The organism is Microbulbifer agarilyticus (assembly GCF_020171345.1).
In the GTDB taxonomy this organism is placed as follows: Bacteria; Pseudomonadota; Gammaproteobacteria; order Pseudomonadales; family Cellvibrionaceae; genus Microbulbifer; species Microbulbifer agarilyticus_D.
Genome location: NZ_JAIUZM010000001.1, coordinates 191989 through 210081 on the forward strand (window position 1 = coordinate 191989; position 18093 = coordinate 210081).

Annotated in this window: 12 protein-coding genes; 5 read left to right on the top strand and 7 right to left on the bottom strand. The window is 53.7% G+C overall.

Translation table 11 applies throughout. From position 1 onward, the window contains the following. Positions 1–40: 40 nt before the first annotated feature. From LCM31_RS00760 to LCM31_RS00770, 3 genes are all read left to right on the top strand, one after another. A complete protein-coding gene (locus LCM31_RS00760) occupies positions 41–2026 on the top strand; it encodes a BCCT family transporter (protein WP_224866724.1) in 1986 nt (661 codons plus the stop codon). Positions 2027–2263: 237 nt separating this feature from the next. Next, the gene (locus LCM31_RS00765) at positions 2264–4507 is read left to right on the top strand and encodes an autotransporter outer membrane beta-barrel domain-containing protein (protein WP_224866726.1); all 2244 of its coding nucleotides are present in this window, start codon (positions 2264–2266) and stop codon (positions 4505–4507) included. 108 nt (positions 4508–4615) lie between these two features. After that, entirely contained in the window at positions 4616–5164 is a 549-nt protein-coding gene (locus tag LCM31_RS00770) for a GNAT family N-acetyltransferase (RefSeq protein WP_224866728.1), read from the top strand. A 39-nt stretch (positions 5165–5203) separates the two neighbouring features. Here the strand turns inward: LCM31_RS00770 and LCM31_RS00775 are convergent, their stop codons facing one another. Both LCM31_RS00775 and LCM31_RS00780 read right to left on the bottom strand, forming a co-directional pair. Further along, the gene (locus LCM31_RS00775) at positions 5204–6904 is read right to left on the bottom strand and encodes a sodium:solute symporter family protein (protein WP_224866731.1); all 1701 of its coding nucleotides are present in this window, start codon (positions 6902–6904) and stop codon (positions 5204–5206) included. Positions 6905–6906: 2 nt separating this feature from the next. Then, positions 6907–7251: a DUF4212 domain-containing protein gene (locus LCM31_RS00780; protein WP_404803964.1), complete on the bottom strand. Its 345-nt coding sequence runs from the start codon at positions 7249–7251 to the stop codon at positions 6907–6909. A 218-nt stretch (positions 7252–7469) separates the two neighbouring features. On the opposite strand from LCM31_RS00780, the gene LCM31_RS00785 reads away from it, so the two are divergent. Beyond that, complete coding sequence (locus LCM31_RS00785) at positions 7470–7760, top strand: DUF1540 domain-containing protein (protein ID WP_077401530.1); 291 nt, start codon at positions 7470–7472, stop codon at positions 7758–7760. Here the strand turns inward: LCM31_RS00785 and LCM31_RS00790 are convergent. From LCM31_RS00790 to LCM31_RS00805, 4 genes are all read right to left on the bottom strand, one after another. Continuing rightward, positions 7735–9003, bottom strand: coding sequence for a sugar MFS transporter (locus LCM31_RS00790; protein WP_224866733.1), 1269 nt, complete (start codon positions 9001–9003; stop codon positions 7735–7737). The two genes, LCM31_RS00785 and LCM31_RS00790, sit on opposite strands and share 26 nt — an antisense overlap. Positions 9004–9451: 448 nt before the next feature. Next, positions 9452–11890, bottom strand: coding sequence for a PKD domain-containing protein (locus tag LCM31_RS00795; protein WP_224866735.1), 2439 nt, complete (start codon positions 11888–11890; stop codon positions 9452–9454). Between the two features lie 711 nt (positions 11891–12601). Further along, entirely contained in the window at positions 12602–13702 is a 1101-nt protein-coding gene (locus LCM31_RS00800; protein WP_224866738.1) for a DUF917 domain-containing protein, read from the bottom strand. 77 nt (positions 13703–13779) lie between these two features. After that, complete coding sequence (locus LCM31_RS00805; protein WP_224866740.1) at positions 13780–15921, bottom strand: TonB-dependent receptor; 2142 nt, start codon at positions 15919–15921, stop codon at positions 13780–13782. Positions 15922–16206: 285 nt separating this feature from the next. Between LCM31_RS00805 and LCM31_RS00810 the strand changes: the two genes are divergently transcribed. Next, complete coding sequence (locus LCM31_RS00810; protein WP_224866742.1) at positions 16207–17526, top strand: purine-cytosine permease family protein; 1320 nt, start codon at positions 16207–16209, stop codon at positions 17524–17526. Here the strand turns inward: LCM31_RS00810 and LCM31_RS00815 are convergent. Then, entirely contained in the window at positions 17523–18041 is a 519-nt protein-coding gene (locus LCM31_RS00815) for an Lrp/AsnC family transcriptional regulator (RefSeq protein ID WP_224866744.1), read from the bottom strand. The two genes, LCM31_RS00810 and LCM31_RS00815, sit on opposite strands and share 4 nt — an antisense overlap. Between the last annotated feature and the right edge of the window lie 52 nt (positions 18042–18093).

An 18093-nucleotide genomic window follows, 5' to 3' on the forward strand; every position in this document is an offset into this window, starting at 1 on the left:
AATCCTCGAAAAACTAAACGAAGAGCGACACGAGTCAGGCATGAGCCAAAACCGCAGTAAACACTTGGCGCACTTCAACCCACCGGTTTTCTATTCGGCGACGGCCGTACTTCTGTTAATCGTCGCCTACGCGGTACTTGCCCCGGATAACGCCACCGCCACGTTTAAATACCTGCAGACCTGGGTCGTGGAACACATGAGCTGGTATTACGTACTCGCCGTGGCCATCGTGCTGATCGGTACCATCGCCATTGCCATGTCCAGGTTTGGCGCGATCAAGCTTGGGCCCGAGCACGCAGAACCGGATTACGATTTTCTTTCCTGGTTCGCCATGCTGTTCTCCGCAGGCATGGGTATTGGTCTTTTATTCTTCGGCGTCGCCGAACCAGTGATGCACTATTTAGACCCGCCAGTGGGCGATACCGGTACCGTTACCGCTGCGCGTCAGGCGATGGTACTCACCTTCTTTCATTGGGGTTTTCATGCCTGGGCCATCTACGCGATTGTCGCACTGATACTTGGCTATTTCAGTTACCGGCACAAACTCCCGCTCACCCTACGCTCCGCACTATACCCAATGATCGGCGAGCGTATCTACGGTCCTATGGGCCATGCGGTCGATGTCTTTGCCATCGTCGGCACTGTCTGTGGTGTGGCGACTACGCTGGGTTACGGGGTACTGCAAATCAACTCCGGTCTTAATCATCTGTTCGGGTTGCCCATCGGCGACGGGGTGCAGGTCGCCCTGATTGTACTGACCACTCTGCTCGCTACCGTATCGGTAGTTGCCGGCCTGGATACCGGAATCAAGCGACTCTCTCAGTTCAACATGGTACTGGCCGCCCTGCTTCTGCTGATGGTGTTACTGTTGGGCAGCACCGTGTATTTGTTACAGGCATTTGTGCAGAATTTTGGTAGTTATCTTTCACAAATTGTCAGCAAAACCTTTAATCTCTACGCCTATGCGCCTACTGACTGGTTAGGGGGCTGGACAATTCTTTACTGGGGCTGGTGGATGTCCTGGTCACCATTTGTTGGCCTGTTCATTGCGCGCATCTCCCGCGGGCGCACCATTCGCGAGTTTGTTATCGGCGCGATGCTGGTGCCGGCACTGGTCACCATGATGTGGATGACCTTCTTCGGTAACTCAGCCATTCATATGATCCTTGACCAGGGGCTTACCCAACTGGGAGAAATCGTTGCCCAGGATCAATCCGTCGCTCTGTTCCAGTTTCTCGAGCAGTTCCCATTTTCCTCGGTATTTTCGTTTGTCGCGGTGATTATGGTGATTGTGTTCTTCGTGACCTCTGCGGATTCCGGGGCAATGGTGGTTAACATGCTGTCTTCCCACGGACGGGATGAAACCCCACTGTGGCAGCGAATCTTCTGGTGCTTCCTGATCGGCGCCGTGGCCATTGCGCTATTGCTGGCGGGGGGACTGGGCTCACTGCAAACCGCGGTCATTGTGAGCGCGCTGCCCTTTTCCGCCATATTACTGATCGCCATGTACGGGCTGATCACTGCTCTGCGTACCGACAGCGCCAAACGCATAAGCCAGCAGGCTCCGGTGGCACCCATCAGTGCACGCAACCCTGTGGCCTGGCAGGAGCGCTTGGAAAATGCATTACAGCTTTCCAACCTAACCGAGGTTCAGGCCTTCATAGACAACACAGGCAAGCCAGCTCTAGAAGAGTTTTCCGCAGAAATGCAAAAGAATGGTTACCAGACATCAGTGACAGAACCCAAAAATCATGTAGTTCAGCTGGAAGTAACGCAAGGAAGCGAGGTCAGCTTCATTTACGGATTGCACCCCAAGGCCACTCTAAAACCCGATGCCGCCCATCCCGAGCGCGAGCTGGATGATGACCTTGATAAAGACTCGGACGATGTTTACTTCCGCGCGGAAGTCCATCTTCAGGAGGGCGGCCAGGACTACGACGTGATGGGCTGGACCTCGGAACAGCTACTTACCGACATGGTTTCCCAATACGAGCGCCATATGCAGTTCCTGCACACGCTGCGCTAGCCCGACAGGCCCCGCAACTTGCCAAAAATGTTACCGGGATACACGCGCCACAACCAGTGACCGATCAGACAGATTTAGTTTCGACTTTTCGTTCACTCTGTTTTTTTCCTCGGTTAGTATCGGACGAGTTCTGGTTTTTCTGGGACGACTAACAGATAAAAATAATGATGCACGCACAGGTCTTACGCTGACAAAACTCAGCGATTGCGCTGCGCGTAGCGATGCTAGGAGATAACCATGCCCAACGCCAAGCGCAACCTGGCGGCCGCGATAGCTTTTGCTTCCATCACCAGCGGTCTGAGCACCACCGCCCTTGCCGATGAGTCCCCATTTTCTCAAGTGGTCGCATTTGGCGACAGCCTTACCGATGTGGGTAACGCCGGCGTATTCACCAGCGGTGACGACAAGCAGGCTGCCATCGACATTCTCTCGCAACAGCTCGGCCTGGGACCGGTCGCCCCGTCTTGTGCCGGCCTGTTCTTGTGTCTTCCCGACGTTACTTCAACCGTTAGCCCCGAAGATCAAGTGCGCGCGTCACTATCAAACGTAGGCGGCGGCTGGGCCGTTGGCGGCCACCGCGCCGCCGACGTGCTTTTGAACGTACTGGGTACCCGCGGCTATATGGAATACCTCGCCGAACAGGGGCTGACCCTTGATGTGAACACGCACAGCTATGTCAGTGCCCTGCTGCCGGACCCGACCCGTGAGACTGACACCGGCCTCTACCCTGACCTGAACCTTCTCGGCGCGTATCTCGCCGGCGACCCGAGTGCGCTCGGCGCAATCATTGCCGATTCCGGCATCACCGGTAATCCACACCCACTGGGTCTCGGTTACCTCGAAACCACCCGTGGCCGCGCCGACGGTAAAGCGCTGTACTGGGTTAATGGTGGTGGCAACGACCTCCTGAGCGGGTTTACTGCTTCTCTGAGTGGCGCCATCACTGCGGAACAGTTCGGTGCGCAAACCGGCCTCGCCGCCAACATGCTGGCCGACAGTGCCGGCGCACTATCAGATGCCGGCGCGAACTATATTCTCGTTTCCAATGTCCCCGACATCAGCAAAACCCCGGGTATGTACGCCGCCGTTGCCCAGGCTGTGGCAGCGAGCCCGGAAGCCGCACAGCTCGCCAACGCAGTTGCCGGCGGTTTGCTAACCCAGCAAGAGGCTGACGCCCAGCTAGCTGCCGCCATCGACGGTACCCTTTCACAAGCCAGCGATGCCGTTACCCTGTTTAACAGTACCCTGCTGGCGGAGGCCCGCGATATTGACGGCGTACTGATGGTGGATATGGAAGGTGTTGTTACCATTGCCATGGAAAATGCGGCAACGCTGGGCTTCTCCGATGAGTTTGACCAAAGCACCCTGTGCTACAACGGCAATGATTGTATTCCACACCCGGTATACGGCGAGAACGGTAGTGCGCCGGATGCCAGCAAGCTTCTGTTTAACGATTCCGTACACCCCACTCAGGCCGCCCAGGAACTGCTCGCGGATTACTACACCGCCGTGGTCAACGCGGCGCAAGTAGCAGGCCAGCTTCCAGACATGGGTGTACAGGCTTCGCGCAGCCACACCGCCGCACTGGAAGAAAGCTTCGCCAGCAGCCGTTACCGCTCTGCGGAAAGCGGCGTATTTGTGAGCGGCGTATTCGGTAGTAGCGATTACGACAACAACCTGGCGCCCTCTGCCAGTGGTGACGGCAACGGCGGACTGATCGGTGCCGGTTACGCATTGCGCGATAACCTCCAGCTGGGCTTCGCGGTGAGCCGCTCTGATCTGTCCTTGGAAAACAACCAGAGCGACATCGAGTCCACCTCGACCAACTACAGCCTGTTCACCCGTTACCACGCCAATGGCTTCTTCGTTGACGCCAGCGCGACCATCACCGATGTGGATTACGACCGTATCGGCCGTCACTTCCAGCTGGGTGATCAGTTCTCAGATACCCTGTACGGTGAAACCAGCGGTGAAAACACCACCCTGGACCTCACCGCCGGCCTCAACGTTTCCCGCGGTGAAGCCCGCTTTGGTCCATTCGCCGGCGTAACCAAGGTGACCGCCGATGTGGATGGCTACACCGAGGGTGCGATTGATGGATTCACCTATGCCAGTGCAGACAACCAGCAGGCTGACCCGTTCGGTATGAACTTCGGCAGCCAGGAGCGCCGCTACACCACCATGCGCTTCGGTGCTTTCGCCGATAAAGCCTGGGGTGATGTGAGTGCACACGCGCAGCTGTGGTACGAAGACACCACCGGTACCGAAAACGACATGCTGGAAGTGGGTGTTAAGTCCATGACTGGTAACATGAACGCAATGCCGAGCTACGCCAGCAAAGACACCGGACTCTTCGAAGACGGTGCCGGCGCACTAGTTGGCTTGCGTTGGCAAGCGGCCGAAGCCATCGGGGTGAGTGCAAACCTTACCGCGCGCCCGAACTCGGAGCACGGCTCCATCAACGTAACCTACCGCTTCTGATAAAACTGCTTAGCCGCATAAAAACGCCCACTTCGGTGGGCGTTTTTATTTGTGGATAAAGCTGGGTATTCTCCTCTACTCAGCGATAACCTGAAGTGCCCTCATACAATGTCTAGCTCCCCAGTACCCACAATTACTACCGAACGTTTGCGCCTGCGCCAGCTTACCGACAGCGATGCAGATGCGCAGTTCACTCTGGAGCTGCTGAACGACCCGGACTTTCACCGCTATATTGGTGACCGCGGTGTACGCACGCTCGAGGATGCGCGTCAGTATCTCCTGCGCGGTCCCATAGCCATGTATGCATCCCACGGGCTCGGAATGTGTTGTGTAGAACTAAAAGATGGAACCCCCATTGGGCAATCTGGACTGATGCGCCGCGCCGAACTGGATAATGTCGAAGTCGGCTTCGCCTATCTGCCCCAGTATCGCGGGCAAGGTTATGCCTTGGAGGCGGCCACCGCGGCCATGCAATGGGGAAAAGAATCACTCGGTCTAACGCGCATTCTCGCCATCGCCACGCCCGAGAACCATGCCTCCATCCAGCTGCTGGAAAAACTCGGTTTGAGCAAGGAAGACGTTTTCATATTCCCGGAGACCAACGAAGAACTCGCGCTCCTCGCCTGGAACCGGGAAAGCGAACCGAACAAACAATAAAAAAGCGAGCCGAGGCTCGCTTTTCTACATCACCAACACTCAGTGTGCACTGGCTGCACCGGCGCCTTGCGGGAAGCGAATACTTTCCACCATTTCCTGCACATCGTCAGGTGTCTTACGGGTAAATTTCGCCACGCCAATCGCCACGGCAAAGTTCAGCAGCATGCCCAGGGTTCCGATACCTTCCGGCGAGATACCAAACCACCAGTTGTCCGGCGTGTTCGCTGCCGGGTTCACAAACTTGAAGTAAACGATATACGCCGCGGTAAACAGGATTCCGGACAGCATGCCGGCGATCGCACCTTCCTTATTCATCCGCTTGGAAAATATCCCCATGATGATAGCCGGGAAGAATGACGAGGCTGCAAGCCCAAAGGCAAAGGCCACCACCTGGGCGACAAAACCCGGTGGATTAATCCCGAGATAACCCGCAATACACACGGCAACTGCCGCGGCGGCCCGGGCATAACCCAGCTCCTGTTTTTCCGTAATGCGCGGCATCAGGTTGCGCTTGAGCAAGTCGTGGGAAATGGACGTCGAAATCACCAGCAGTAACCCGGCCGAAGTAGACAAGGCCGCAGCCACACCACCGGCAGCAACCAGTGCAATTACCCACGCAGGGAGATTGGCAATTTCCGGGTTCGCCAACACCATAATGTCGCGGTCTACCTGCATCTCATTGCGTTCGTCACCGGAATAAAACATCTTGCCGTCCGCATTCTTGTCGTCCCACTGGATCAGTCCGGTCTCTTCCCAGTTGGCGACCCAGCTCGGGGCTTCCGCGTGCGGTGTGCCTTGCCCATCCGGCCCGTTAATGGTGTCGATCATATTGACCCGGGCAAACGAAGCGATGGCAGGCGCGGTGGTGTACAGCAGGGCAATAAACAGCAGTGCCCAACCGGCAGATTTTCGCGCGTCACGCACCTTGGGCACGGTAAAAAAACGCACGATCACATGCGGCAGGCCAGCGGTACCGACCATCAGCGCTGCGGTAATGAAAAACATATCCACAGTACTCTTGCTACCCGAGGTGTACTCGGCAAATCCAAGCTCTGTGGATAACCCATCCAACTTATCCAGTAGGTAGGTGCCATCGGACAGCAGGCCACCAAAGCCCGCCTGGGGAAGAACATGGCCGGTCATCATGATGGAAATAAAAACTGCCGGCACCATATAGGCAAAAATCAGTACACAGTACTGGGCCACCTGCGTGTAGGTAATGCCCTTCATGCCCCCGAGCACCGCGTAGAAAAACACTACCCCCATGCCAATAATCACACCGGTGGCGATATCCACTTCCAGAAAGCGGGAGAACACCACGCCCACGCCACGCATCTGGCCAGCCACATAAGTAAAGCTGACAAAAATGGCACAAATCACTGCCACCGTGCGCGCCGCCTGGGAGTAATAGCGGTCGCCGATAAAATCGGGCACGGTGAACTTGCCGAACTTACGCAGGTAGGGCGCAAGACACAGGGCCAGCAGTACATAGCCACCGGTCCAACCCAGCAGATATACCGCACCGTCGTAACCCATAAAGGAAATCAGACCGGCCATGGAAATAAACGAGGCTGCCGACATCCAATCCGCTGCCGTGGCCATACCGTTGGCCACCGGGTGCACCCCACCGCCGGCCACGTAGAAATCATTAGTGGAGCCCGCACGGGCCCAGAGGGCAATGGCGATGTACAGGACAAAGGTTGCCCCAACAATCAGGAAGGTAAGGCTTTGCACATCCATGCTCACTGCCCTCCTTCAAGTTGCTGAGATGCAATGTTTCCTGCAGATGGCTCGGTATCTTCCACAGAAGTCGCCGACTCATCGCCTTCATACACACCGTACTTCTTGTCCAGCTGATTCATTTTGTAGACGTAGAAAAAAATCAAACCCAGAAACACATAGATAGCGCCCTGCTGGGCAAACCAGAATCCCAGCTTAAAGCCACCAAATCGGATCTGGTTCAATTCTTCTACAAAGAGGATTCCGCAACCGAAAGACACCACAAACCAGACGCACAGCAAGCTGAGCATCAGGCGAATATTTTCTTTCCAGTAACGGGCGGCCTGTTGCCGATTGGCAAAGCTCATCGCACGACTCCTAACGTCAAATTGTTCTTATTCGAAAGGACTACTCTACCCTGATCCGCGCGTACAAAAAAGCGACACAGAGGATAGGCGCTCGTCCGTGACCAGCTGAAGAGTTCGATCCGATGTTTGACGAGCCGTGTATTTGACAAGCAATAGGTCTGTACTAGGCTCAAGGCGGGAGTTTGGTCTTTTTACAATAAACCGCAGAGAATCACGCCATGATCATCGCCACCGATATGCCTGAAGTTTCCAGCTGCGCTGCAACGGAGTGCGCCTACAACACCGATTCCTCATGCCACGCACGTGCCATCACCGTTGGCGATGGTGAACACCCGGACTGCGATACGTTTTTCAGTAACAGCCACCACACTAGCCGTCAACGCAATGCGGGTGTTGGTGCCTGCAAGGTGACCGGTTGCAGCCACAACATCGATTTTGAATGCAGCGCGGACAAGATTGAACTGGGCTATAGCGGCGATACGGTTAACTGTCTGACATACGCGCACTAGGCGACTCTGCGCGCCACCCCAATACGCAGTAATACACAATGTAGAGATAACACATCACTGGTATGAAGTAGGAGTGATGCAGGCCTATCGCGTCAGCGAGCACGCCTTGAAGCAGCGGTACCAGTGCCCCCCCAACAATGGCCAGACACAGCAGTCCAGATGCCTGGCCAGATTGAACCCCCATCCCCTCCAGCGCCAGACTAAAAATCGTCGGGAACATGATCGAGTTGCACAGCCCCACCAGCAACAAAGACCACATGGCGACGACCCCATTGGTGAACATTGCCACTAATATCAGCACAATCGCAGCGACCCCATTTACCGCTAGCACCGTTCCCGGTGGTACCACCCGCATCACGAAAGCACCAATAAACCGCCCCACCATGGCACCGGCCCAGTAAATCGCGATGTAATTTGCCGCCTGTGCCTCCTCCATCCCCATGACTTCCGGCAAGCCTAGGAAGTTGACCATAAAACTGCCAATGGCCACTTCCGCGCCAACATACAGAAATATCCCCAGAGCCCCGAGTACCAGATGCCGATGTGACCAGAGGGACTTTTCCCCCACTACCTTGCCGGTGTACTCCGGCAAAACACGCGGTAATTTCAGTAGGTAGAAGGTCACCGCAAGTAATACGAGCGTGCCCGCAAGAATCAGGTAGGGGAGCTGGACCGACTTCGCGGAATGGCTTGGATCGGGCAGCGCCGTTACCGCGGTCGAAAGGATGAGTGCACCACCAAAAAATGGTGCCAAGGTGGTACCCAAGGCATTGAAGCCCTGAGTCAAGGTCAAGCGACTGGACGCCGTGGCAGGATCCCCCAAAGCAGTGACATAGGGGTTAGCAGAGACCTGCAACAGGGTGACACCGGATGCCAATACAAACAGCGCACCCAAAAACAGCGGATAGGTTTGTACCTCTGCAGCGGGATAAAACAGCAAACAACCGAGCGCTGCTAGTAGTAGCCCGCACACAATACCGTACTTAAAGCCAATTCGGCGCACCAAGGCACCAGCGGGTAGCGAAATCGTAAAGTAGGCGCCGAAGAAGGCGAACTGCACCAGCATGGCCTGGGTGTAGCTGAGGTCAAATACCGCCTTGAGGTGCGGCACCAGGATGTCATTGAGGCAGGTGATAAAGCCCCACATGAAAAACAGGATGGTCAGTGCGGTCAGAGCAAACCGGTGATTCTCCTGTACGCCACCTTGGCCCTTACTGCCGTGTGTCGACTTCGCTCCTGACACAGGTACCTCAACTCCTGACAACCCCTCTATTCATCATAGACAGTCAGAGGACGAGTCCGCGCAACGCCGAAAATACTCAAATGAGCGCTTTTTACGCCACCGCGCATCGATAGTCGAATGGATAGGCGGGATACTTGGATCCAAAAATTTCCAGCCCTTCCTCACTCAGAATGCTCTGGGCGCGGGAAGATCCACCACCGGTTCCGAGGGTCGCACATCCATGTACCACCCCCTACCTATGCCCGATACGGCGCACCAGAGCGCCAGCTGGTGGTGAAATCTAGAGCAGGCGCCTAAGAAGATAGACTGCACCAGTACGTCCTGGGTATAACTGAGGTCAATACTGTCTTGCCGTACTACACCAGAATGTCATTGAGCTAAGTGATAAAACCCCACATGAAAAACAGAATAGTCAGAATAAATTTATTTCCATTTATTGGCTCTTAACTTAATGCCTATTCACTTGATAGGTAAAACACTGAATTCCTATCTTGCTCCCCCAGTAAATATCATAATCACTTGCAAGGATTTTATACTCACCCTTTGGCAACCAAAGCTGCCCATTCACAGGCGATAGAGACCGCGAATTCATATAGGCGTCCGTCATGAGTATCGACGGGTTCAGGCCCTCACCTTCTTGAGTGATCGAGTAAAGGCCATCACTTTCCAGCTCAATCAACCCCAAATGAGATGCACCCAATCGGTTTCGTGAACCCGCATTTCTTGAGTCAACGCAGGCCTCACTGAGCTCGCCCAAGTGGATGCGCTGATGCACTGGCAAATATACATCTTGTGCCTCGGGATCCATTTTGAGGTGATTAGGAATCGCATAAATTTCGTCGCGGCCATCTGGCTCGATGGAATTTATGCCCCACTGAGAAAGCGCACCCAGCTTGCCTTCGACAGCACCTGGGTCAAGCGTATGCAGTGAGTCAATAAATGTGAAAATCGTTTTAAACTCTGGCGAATCGGCACTATCTATCATTGCCTGATGGAACTTTGCCACATCCTTACCAACCGCATTGAACAGCTCATTCAGCGAATTTTGAACGGCTATTTCGTTAAACCAACCGACATAGGGCTCTTCCGGTGTCTGGCTGTCAAAGGAGTTATCCAGCGCAATTTCGGCAAACCAATCCGCATAGCCCTCCGAGTAAGCTGTCATTGGATTTAAATAATCCGCAATGCTTCGCTCCCCGCCACTGCTATCATTTTGCGAAATACTACCCATCACGTAGTGACCGAGCTCGTGAGTAATCGTCCAGTCATCAAACTCATGGTAGACGGGCTCGATCTCGATTCTCGCACTGTTATATCCCGCACAATTCCTTCGACAGCTGGCATAGGCCTGACTGGTATCCAATCCACCCTGATACCAGGCATAACTACTATCCAGGGCTGTAGGGGACCAATAAACATCCAGGTCGACCCAGCCAAGAAGATCGCCGTCATCTACCCAATGAAGTGCCCGACGGACATTACTGATGATATTTGCAGCCGCAGACTCGCGCACAGGGTCATAAACTCCCGCGTCATAGCCACTATCTAAAACCAAATCAGACAAGGGTGTATTCACGTCAAAGACTTCTGACGACACAATGGCAAAGCGATAGGTTGGCGGCTTAACTGCTTGAAGCGACCAAAATCGATCAGCATAATTTTGGCTAATATGCAGGCCAACCTCTTCTACCGTATTGAGGAAGTTGGTATCAGTATTATCAGCGACACGGATCAGAGCCCCGTTCTTGTAAAACATCGGCTCATAATTAATATCTACTGCAATCCCTTTCGGGATATCTACTTGATAGCTACCATCATCAGAAATTGAGCTTGAAGATACGATTAAATCACTACTATCACGAACTACAATGCTTCCAGCAATTACTGGAACCGTTGAAACACTACCGGGTTCGACATCTTCATAAAGCACCCTTCCCGAAGCCGTAACAGCCTCACCTCCGACCACAGTCGTTACCTGGTAGACCGTCTTGAAAGGTCGGCCATCATTCAATGTACCCTGTAGATAAAAGCTTGAATTGAGTTCACTAGAGTAGAAATTTGCAGCACTCAGTACCAGACCTGCTTCTGAAATTGAAATTTCAGCAAACGGCATCTCAAAAGGCAAATGTATATTTGCTTCTTGAAACTCATCGAAGGGAACCGTATGAGAACCTCCAGCGTTGAGCTGGATACGTTCAACACCTACTGACGAAGCAACCTCAACAGAAATCGTCTTAGTAAACCATTCTTCATGCCCCTTAAACTGGACACTCACATCTATCGCCAAGGTATAACTGCTTTCACTATGTTCTAAAAAGTACACTATACGGTTGAATTCATCAGGGTCTTTATACTGCACTTCTGAAACAGCCGGAAAAGACTTCTGATTAATTTCATAGTCATTAATCTCCAAATCAGACTGAATATAAGCGTAATACCCGCCCCCGGCAGTAACGCTCGATTCGTAAGAGATGGAGAAGTCAGGCTTGAAATCAACAATCTTGACCGTAATCGTTGCAGAGGCCGTAGCACCGTCATCATCGGTCACTGTAACCGTGACATCTACGGTTTTGTCTTCGGTAACAGAGGGCGCAACAAAAGAAGTTTCTGCTTCGGTCACTGAAGTCAAATCAATAGCTTCGGTAGAAGACACCGCCCAGGCATAACTGGCAATTGAACCATCGCTATCCGATGCGTTGGCGGTTAAGACAATCTCATTTCCTTCGTCGACCGCAGATACTCCGGCAATGGAAACCGTAGGCGCTTGATTCTGAGGTGTGGCCCCTCCGCTAGGGGAGGAATCCGTCCCACCACCACCGCCACCGCCACCGCCACAAGCCGTTAGAACAACGCTCAACATCAATGATAGATAAATACGCCTTTGCATCCTTCCCCCTAAATAACTGTTCGTCCTAATATCGTATAATTTTTCTACTGGTCTTCGATCGACTTCGAAAGTCATCCACACGATGAAGCCTGCAATAACCGTTGAACTAAGTCCTGCACAGCCAGGGGAATATACCTCTCTCCCGCAATAAAACTCTCAAGGCCTCAGACAGGGAGTACCTAGGGCGTTCGCCGAAAATTGTCGTCAAATTACGCTACTCAGCACCCTACCCCCAACGATTGTCGACAAAATGGTACATTTTTGCGACATTACTGAAAAGCTCATTAGAAATAGAATTGAGAAATAGCATTGGGAAACGGGATTGAGAAATAGGGTCGGATCAATTTTATGGCTGATTAATCAGCCTCTACACGGCTCGTCCCTGACGAAACATTGACCACATAAAATGCGTCGACCGCAGTACTCAGGAGGTGTCTATGGGCGTGACAATATTGATTTGATACGACTCAATTGAGCAGTTCGACAGAACCTACTTTGGTTACGGCTTCGATCGAATACTAGCCTGCTATTCGGACCGAATTGCGCTAGGTGAGCGGGAATAAGTTTCAAAAAAAGTTGGCTGCGACTTGCCGTCGACACAGAGTAGCCACAAAATTGCTCAAATGTGATGAGAAGGCCACATAGAAAGGATGAGATACAGAACCGCGACCAGCCAAAGTCCTGTATCTGCGAGATATCAGAAAAACTTGATCACACCAAAGCACTACGGTATTCGAACGAATAGCCCAAGTACTTCGGCCCAAAAATTTCCAACCCTTTCTCACTCAAGAATGCATTGGGTGCGGGAAGAACTACCACTGCCACTTGCTGGCCTACGCGATAGTTGGGGTTGGTTACCGGCTCACCGGTTTCCATATCCAGCAGACAAATCAGGTCCGGTATGGTGGCGTGCACTTCACCGTTGCGCCACCCAATCATATTCTCATTCTTGAGCCAAATTGCGTAATCCGAGCCCGCGTAATCCCCTTCCCCGGAAATAGAGATATTGCCAAGCGTGAAACCCTCAGCGGTCTTCCAGTCGCACGTGGAGATAGCTCCACGGAACACCACTTCGCCGCCACCTTGCGCCGCAATATTCGCTGCAATGTCGCCGCCGTCTGCCTTGGTGGCGCGCCAGGTTCTGCCAAGTTCCAGCGCTTTGGTGATGGTGCCGCCGATCAGCGCGCCGCGTAGTTCCTGCATACACAGGGCATGATCGACTGCAGCAATATCATTGCCGCTCGCCATGGATAGCGCGCGGACAATTTCCTCTGCGCGAAGGTCATCAACCACGTTTTCAATAACCATGCACTCACCAAAGGCATTGGCAGTCACAATGGGGGCCGCCGGCAGGTCGTTCAGGTAATACGTGGAATGCGTAATTTCCGGGACGGCGCGACCGGCCGGGTCACCATCGACGATGTAGCCACCGGTCATGGCGGCAACGTAAAACGCCATTGCCGTGTTTGACCCACCCAGTTCACAGGCTACGGTGCCACTGAACTTGGTTCCCTTGTAAGCCTCCATACGCTGGTAAGCTGCAAGAATGGGACGCACTTCACCGGTAGGCAAACGCGCGTACTTATCCTCCTCTCCCGCCGGCAGCTCTGAGATAGCACCGAGCATATAGGGAGTACAAATCATCGCTTCGTCAGGAATTTCCGATGGGTCTGCGAGCACAAACTCCTTGCCCAGCGCCAACGCTTCATCGATGAGTTCAAAACCCTCATCCAACTCGCCGCCACCGCCGGTTCCGAGGATCGCACATCCATACAGAATGTCTTGCAGATTCTGTCTTGTCAGTACTCGCATTGTTCAGTCTCGCACTACAGATACACAAGGTGCCGCCCGGTAACCGAGCGGCGCCCTAATATGGATAAAGTCAAAAATTAAAAGGAATATCCGAATTGCACGCCGTAGTAGCGGGGGCGCCCCGGCTGTCGGCCATATCCGTAGTCCAATACAAATGCGTCAGAAATGGTCGCTTCATCGGTGACATTTTCCGCAAACAAAGTAATGCGACTTTGATCGAAGATGTAACTCGCGCGCACATTCACAATATTAGTAGCACCGCTTTCCAGACTGTTTTCCAGGTCCCAGGCGATGGGTCCATTGCGCAGGTAGTCCACCCGGAACTCCAGCCCGGAACCACTTTGCAGTGCACGTACATACTCAGCACCAAGATTGATATTGGAGCGGTAGACACCGGGTACGCGATTGCCTTCGAGATCCGGATTCGCATCGTATTGATCGATTTCCGACTTCACCATACCAACACCACCGTGCAGGCGCAGAGAAGAGTTCACCAGATACTGGAAGTCCGCCTCAAGGCCCTGAGAAATGGAGCGATCGATGCCCAGGTTTTCTAAGGTAAAGGTCTCGACATTGAACTGCGTATACTGGGTATTTTGCGTATTCACATGAAACGCAGCGCCGTTCAGCACGAGTTTCTGATCCAGAAAATCAGACTTGAAGCCAATCTCGAAATTGTCAGAAATTTCCTGATCAAAGACGCGTTCGACATCGGGGTGCGGTTCATTGAAGCCGCCACTGCGGAAGCCGCGGGAAACAGACACATAGGTCAGTAAGTCTCCCGATAAATCGTATGACAGTTGGAATTTTGGCTGCAGTTCGGAGAAGTCGCGCTTGGCAAAGGTGCCTTCTACATCGCGCCAATCGTAGGATTCCCGTTTATCCATGTCGTAACGCAGCACGGCAGAGACCGTCAGTGTATCAGTCAAGTCGTATGCCGCCTGGCCAAAAATTGCCCATGCATCGCTGGTGTTGGAATCTACGATGGAATACAGATATTCGGTGAAAAAATCCGGGTCGAGGTTACTACCGATGAATTCATCGTTGGGAATATCGAAGCTATCCCGTGTGCGCACCCCTACACCATCAAAGTCATCCCACAGATGCAGCGTAGATTCGACTTCTCGCAATTGATAGTAGGCACCGGCTTGCCACTGCACTGCGTGATCAGCAGGCGCGGTGAAACGCAGTTCAGAGGTATAGGCCTTTACGCCGTATTGGGTTTCCTGTGCGCCGGCGAACAGCAGGTCAAAGTCACTCGGCATTCCGGTGTAATCCGAGTCGGAAAAAGACAGGTCGTCTACTTCACTGTAGCCCGCGACAAACAGCAGATCGCCATAGTCTGCAGACCATTCAAACTTGCTAGACAGCTCCAGTAGCTCGCGGTTGCTGCCACCGAGAATATTGGACGATTGGCCGGACCAGACGTTGTCTCCGATCGAGTCCGGGGAATCAACCACGCTGTAATAGCCCACCCCGGCCTGATTGTCGGAATAGCGCGCACGCAGGTCCACTTTGCCCTGATCACTCAGCTGGTAGGAGAGTAGGCCGGATACGGTGGAGACTTTGCTGGCATCCACCATTTGCCCGGTCACTTCGTTTTCAATAAACCCCGCACTATCGGAGTGTTTGGCACCCACGCGGTAATACAGTGAGTCTTCGACCAGCGCACCGGACAGAAAGCCCTCGGCATTGACGCTCTCACCATTGCCTGCGCCGACCACGAATGAGCCTTCGGTTTCATTGGTGGGTTCCCGAGTGACGATGTTGATCGCTCCACCCACTGCGCCCTTACCGTAGAGCGCACCCTGAGGGCCCTTGATCACTTCGATGCGCTCGACCGCGTGAAGATCCTGGTTAATGAAGTCCATGCTTGGGGCGGTAACCCCATCAACGACGTATGCGAGGGGCGCATCGCCGACCTGTGGGGTGATCATGCCGCGGATGGAGATGCGAGCAGTGCCTGGACGGTAGTTGTCGTCCATACTCAGGTTTGGCGTCAGTGCCGCAACACCTTTCAGATCCCGGATGCCGGCGGACTCAATCTGTGCAGCACTCAGCACGGTGATGGAATCCGGTACTTCCTGCAGGCTTTCGGCACGCTTGCGCGCGGTAACCTGAACTTCCTCAATGGTGTAGTCCGCGTAGCTCTCGGCCGCGATGGCCGCCCCGAGAATGGTCAAGCTGAACATCCGCAGCCATTTTTTGCCTTCTGGCATCTTCCGCTCCTTAATCGTTATTCGAAATCTAGCGACGGAGAGCGTGTACCAGCTGCCCCCGAACCCTGCTCAAAAAATTACCATGCAGGGCGGGAAACCTTTGCGCGACGGAGCCGCCCGAGACGAAACTTTATGAACATCTACCCGCTCTCGGGGAAACATTGTTTCCGGGCATTGGAGGTATAGTTAGCTCTGAATGATAAGAACGGCCAAGTGCCACCCCGGGCCAACACTCATCAGGCTATACCGCCAGATGAGCAAGCTGGGCGAACAGGTAGTCGACGTATGCACAATCAACCCAACACCGATCTGGAGCAATTGCTGCAGGATTACGCGACCGAACCGGTTCCTGCGCATATCAGCGTCAGTGGGGGCAAGATCTCCGAGGTGAACTCTGCGCTCGCCTTCTCCCTGCCCGGTGTAATGACCGGGGTTGTGGTGGTGGCAGAGGCGGGTATGGCGACCGCACTGTGGGCATTCTTGCTGGGCGGCCTTGCGCTGTCTCTGGTGGGCTTCGCCACGGGAATTGTCGGCGTTCGCAAACGAGTTAGCTCCTATATGCTGATCAAAGATTCGTTCGGCAGCCGCGGGGCAAATATCGTAAATTTATGTATTGCCCTGTCCATGTTTGGCTGGTTCGGGGTGAACATCGTGCTGTTCAGCTCCGCCATGGAATACCTGCTGGCAGACATTAGCGATATCAGCCTGCCCCATTGGCTGGCCCCGGTATGCGGGGGCGCGCTGATGACCGCATCGGCCATCTTCGGTTTCAAGTCGATTCAGAAACTCGCCGCCATCATTGTGCCCATACAGCTGCTGGTGCTGTGTGTGTTGCTTTACAAGCTGGTGGATCAAGCAAATTTTGCGGACATCCTCTCCGCCAGCGGTAAAGCCAATATGGGACTCGGCGAAGCAGTTTCCGCAGTAGTGGGCAGTTTTATCGTGTCCGCACTGGTGATGCCGGACCTAACCCGTTACGGCAGGTCCACCAAGGATGCTGCGATCGCTTCCTTCCTGCCATTTTTGGGCAGTGCCACACTGGTGTACTGCATCAGTGCAGCGGCTGCGGTGTGGTTATCGGAGACCGACGTGCTCGCCATGCTACAGGCAGCCGGCCTTGGCATTTTGGCACTGGTATTTGTGATCTTTTCCAGCACGATTACCAATGCGGTAAATTTGTATGGCTGTGGGCTGAGTATTGCTGCGATTGTGTCCCGCTTTAAAGAGTGGCAGATCGTGATCTTTTCCGGCATTGCCGGAACCGCCGTCGCCTTTGCGGGGATTTCCGATCACTTTATCGATTTTATTTTTTCGCTCGGGATCATCTTTATGCCGGTCGGCGCGATCTATACCGCACACTATATTCTGGAAATGAAAAGTGAACGATTAGTTGGAGCAAAAGGATCGCAAATTGAGGGGCCGACCAGGTTCTCTTGGCCGGCGATGCTGGCATGGTTAGCCGGTATGGGTGTGGCGTTTCTCACCAGCCAGAAAAAGGTGTTACTTACACAGATCCCCGCATTCGATGCACTCATTGCATCAGCACTGACTTATGTCGTACTGATAAAACTCGGTGAGGTAACGAAGAGGAGACGCCGGCGCTAACTACTGCGCTCGTCCATATCGTTTAACCACTCCAGTTCGCCGAGGGGGTAGGACTGAAATGGCTTGGGTGTGGACAGGACGAAGTTACTGGTAATCCTGGAGATGCCCAGGTCCTGTTCTAGCAGGCGATTGCTGATCTCGTTGTACTCTTCGAGATCGCGGCAAATAAAGTGTACGAGATAGTGATACTCGCCACTGGTTTTAAAACACTCTACCGCCTGTGGGAGCTTGCGAATAGCGGCTTCAATATTCACTTCCGCCGCGCGCCCGCGGTTGTCGCCGATAGCCAACTGCGCCATGGCCATCACACTGGTACAGACGCGGTTAAGATCCAGCTCAACGGTGTAGTGCCGGATATACCCCTGCTCTTCCAGCTTTTTGGTGCGCTTCAGGCAAGCGCTCGGTGACAGATTGACCTTTTCCGCCAGATCCCGGTTACTGATGCGCGCATTTTTCTGGAGCTCCTGAATGATCCGTTTGCTCACGCGATCAAACTTGAAATCCGACTTATCCATGTATCCGCACTCGCGATCGGGGGACTGGCAGCAGCGGGCTTATTCCCTCACC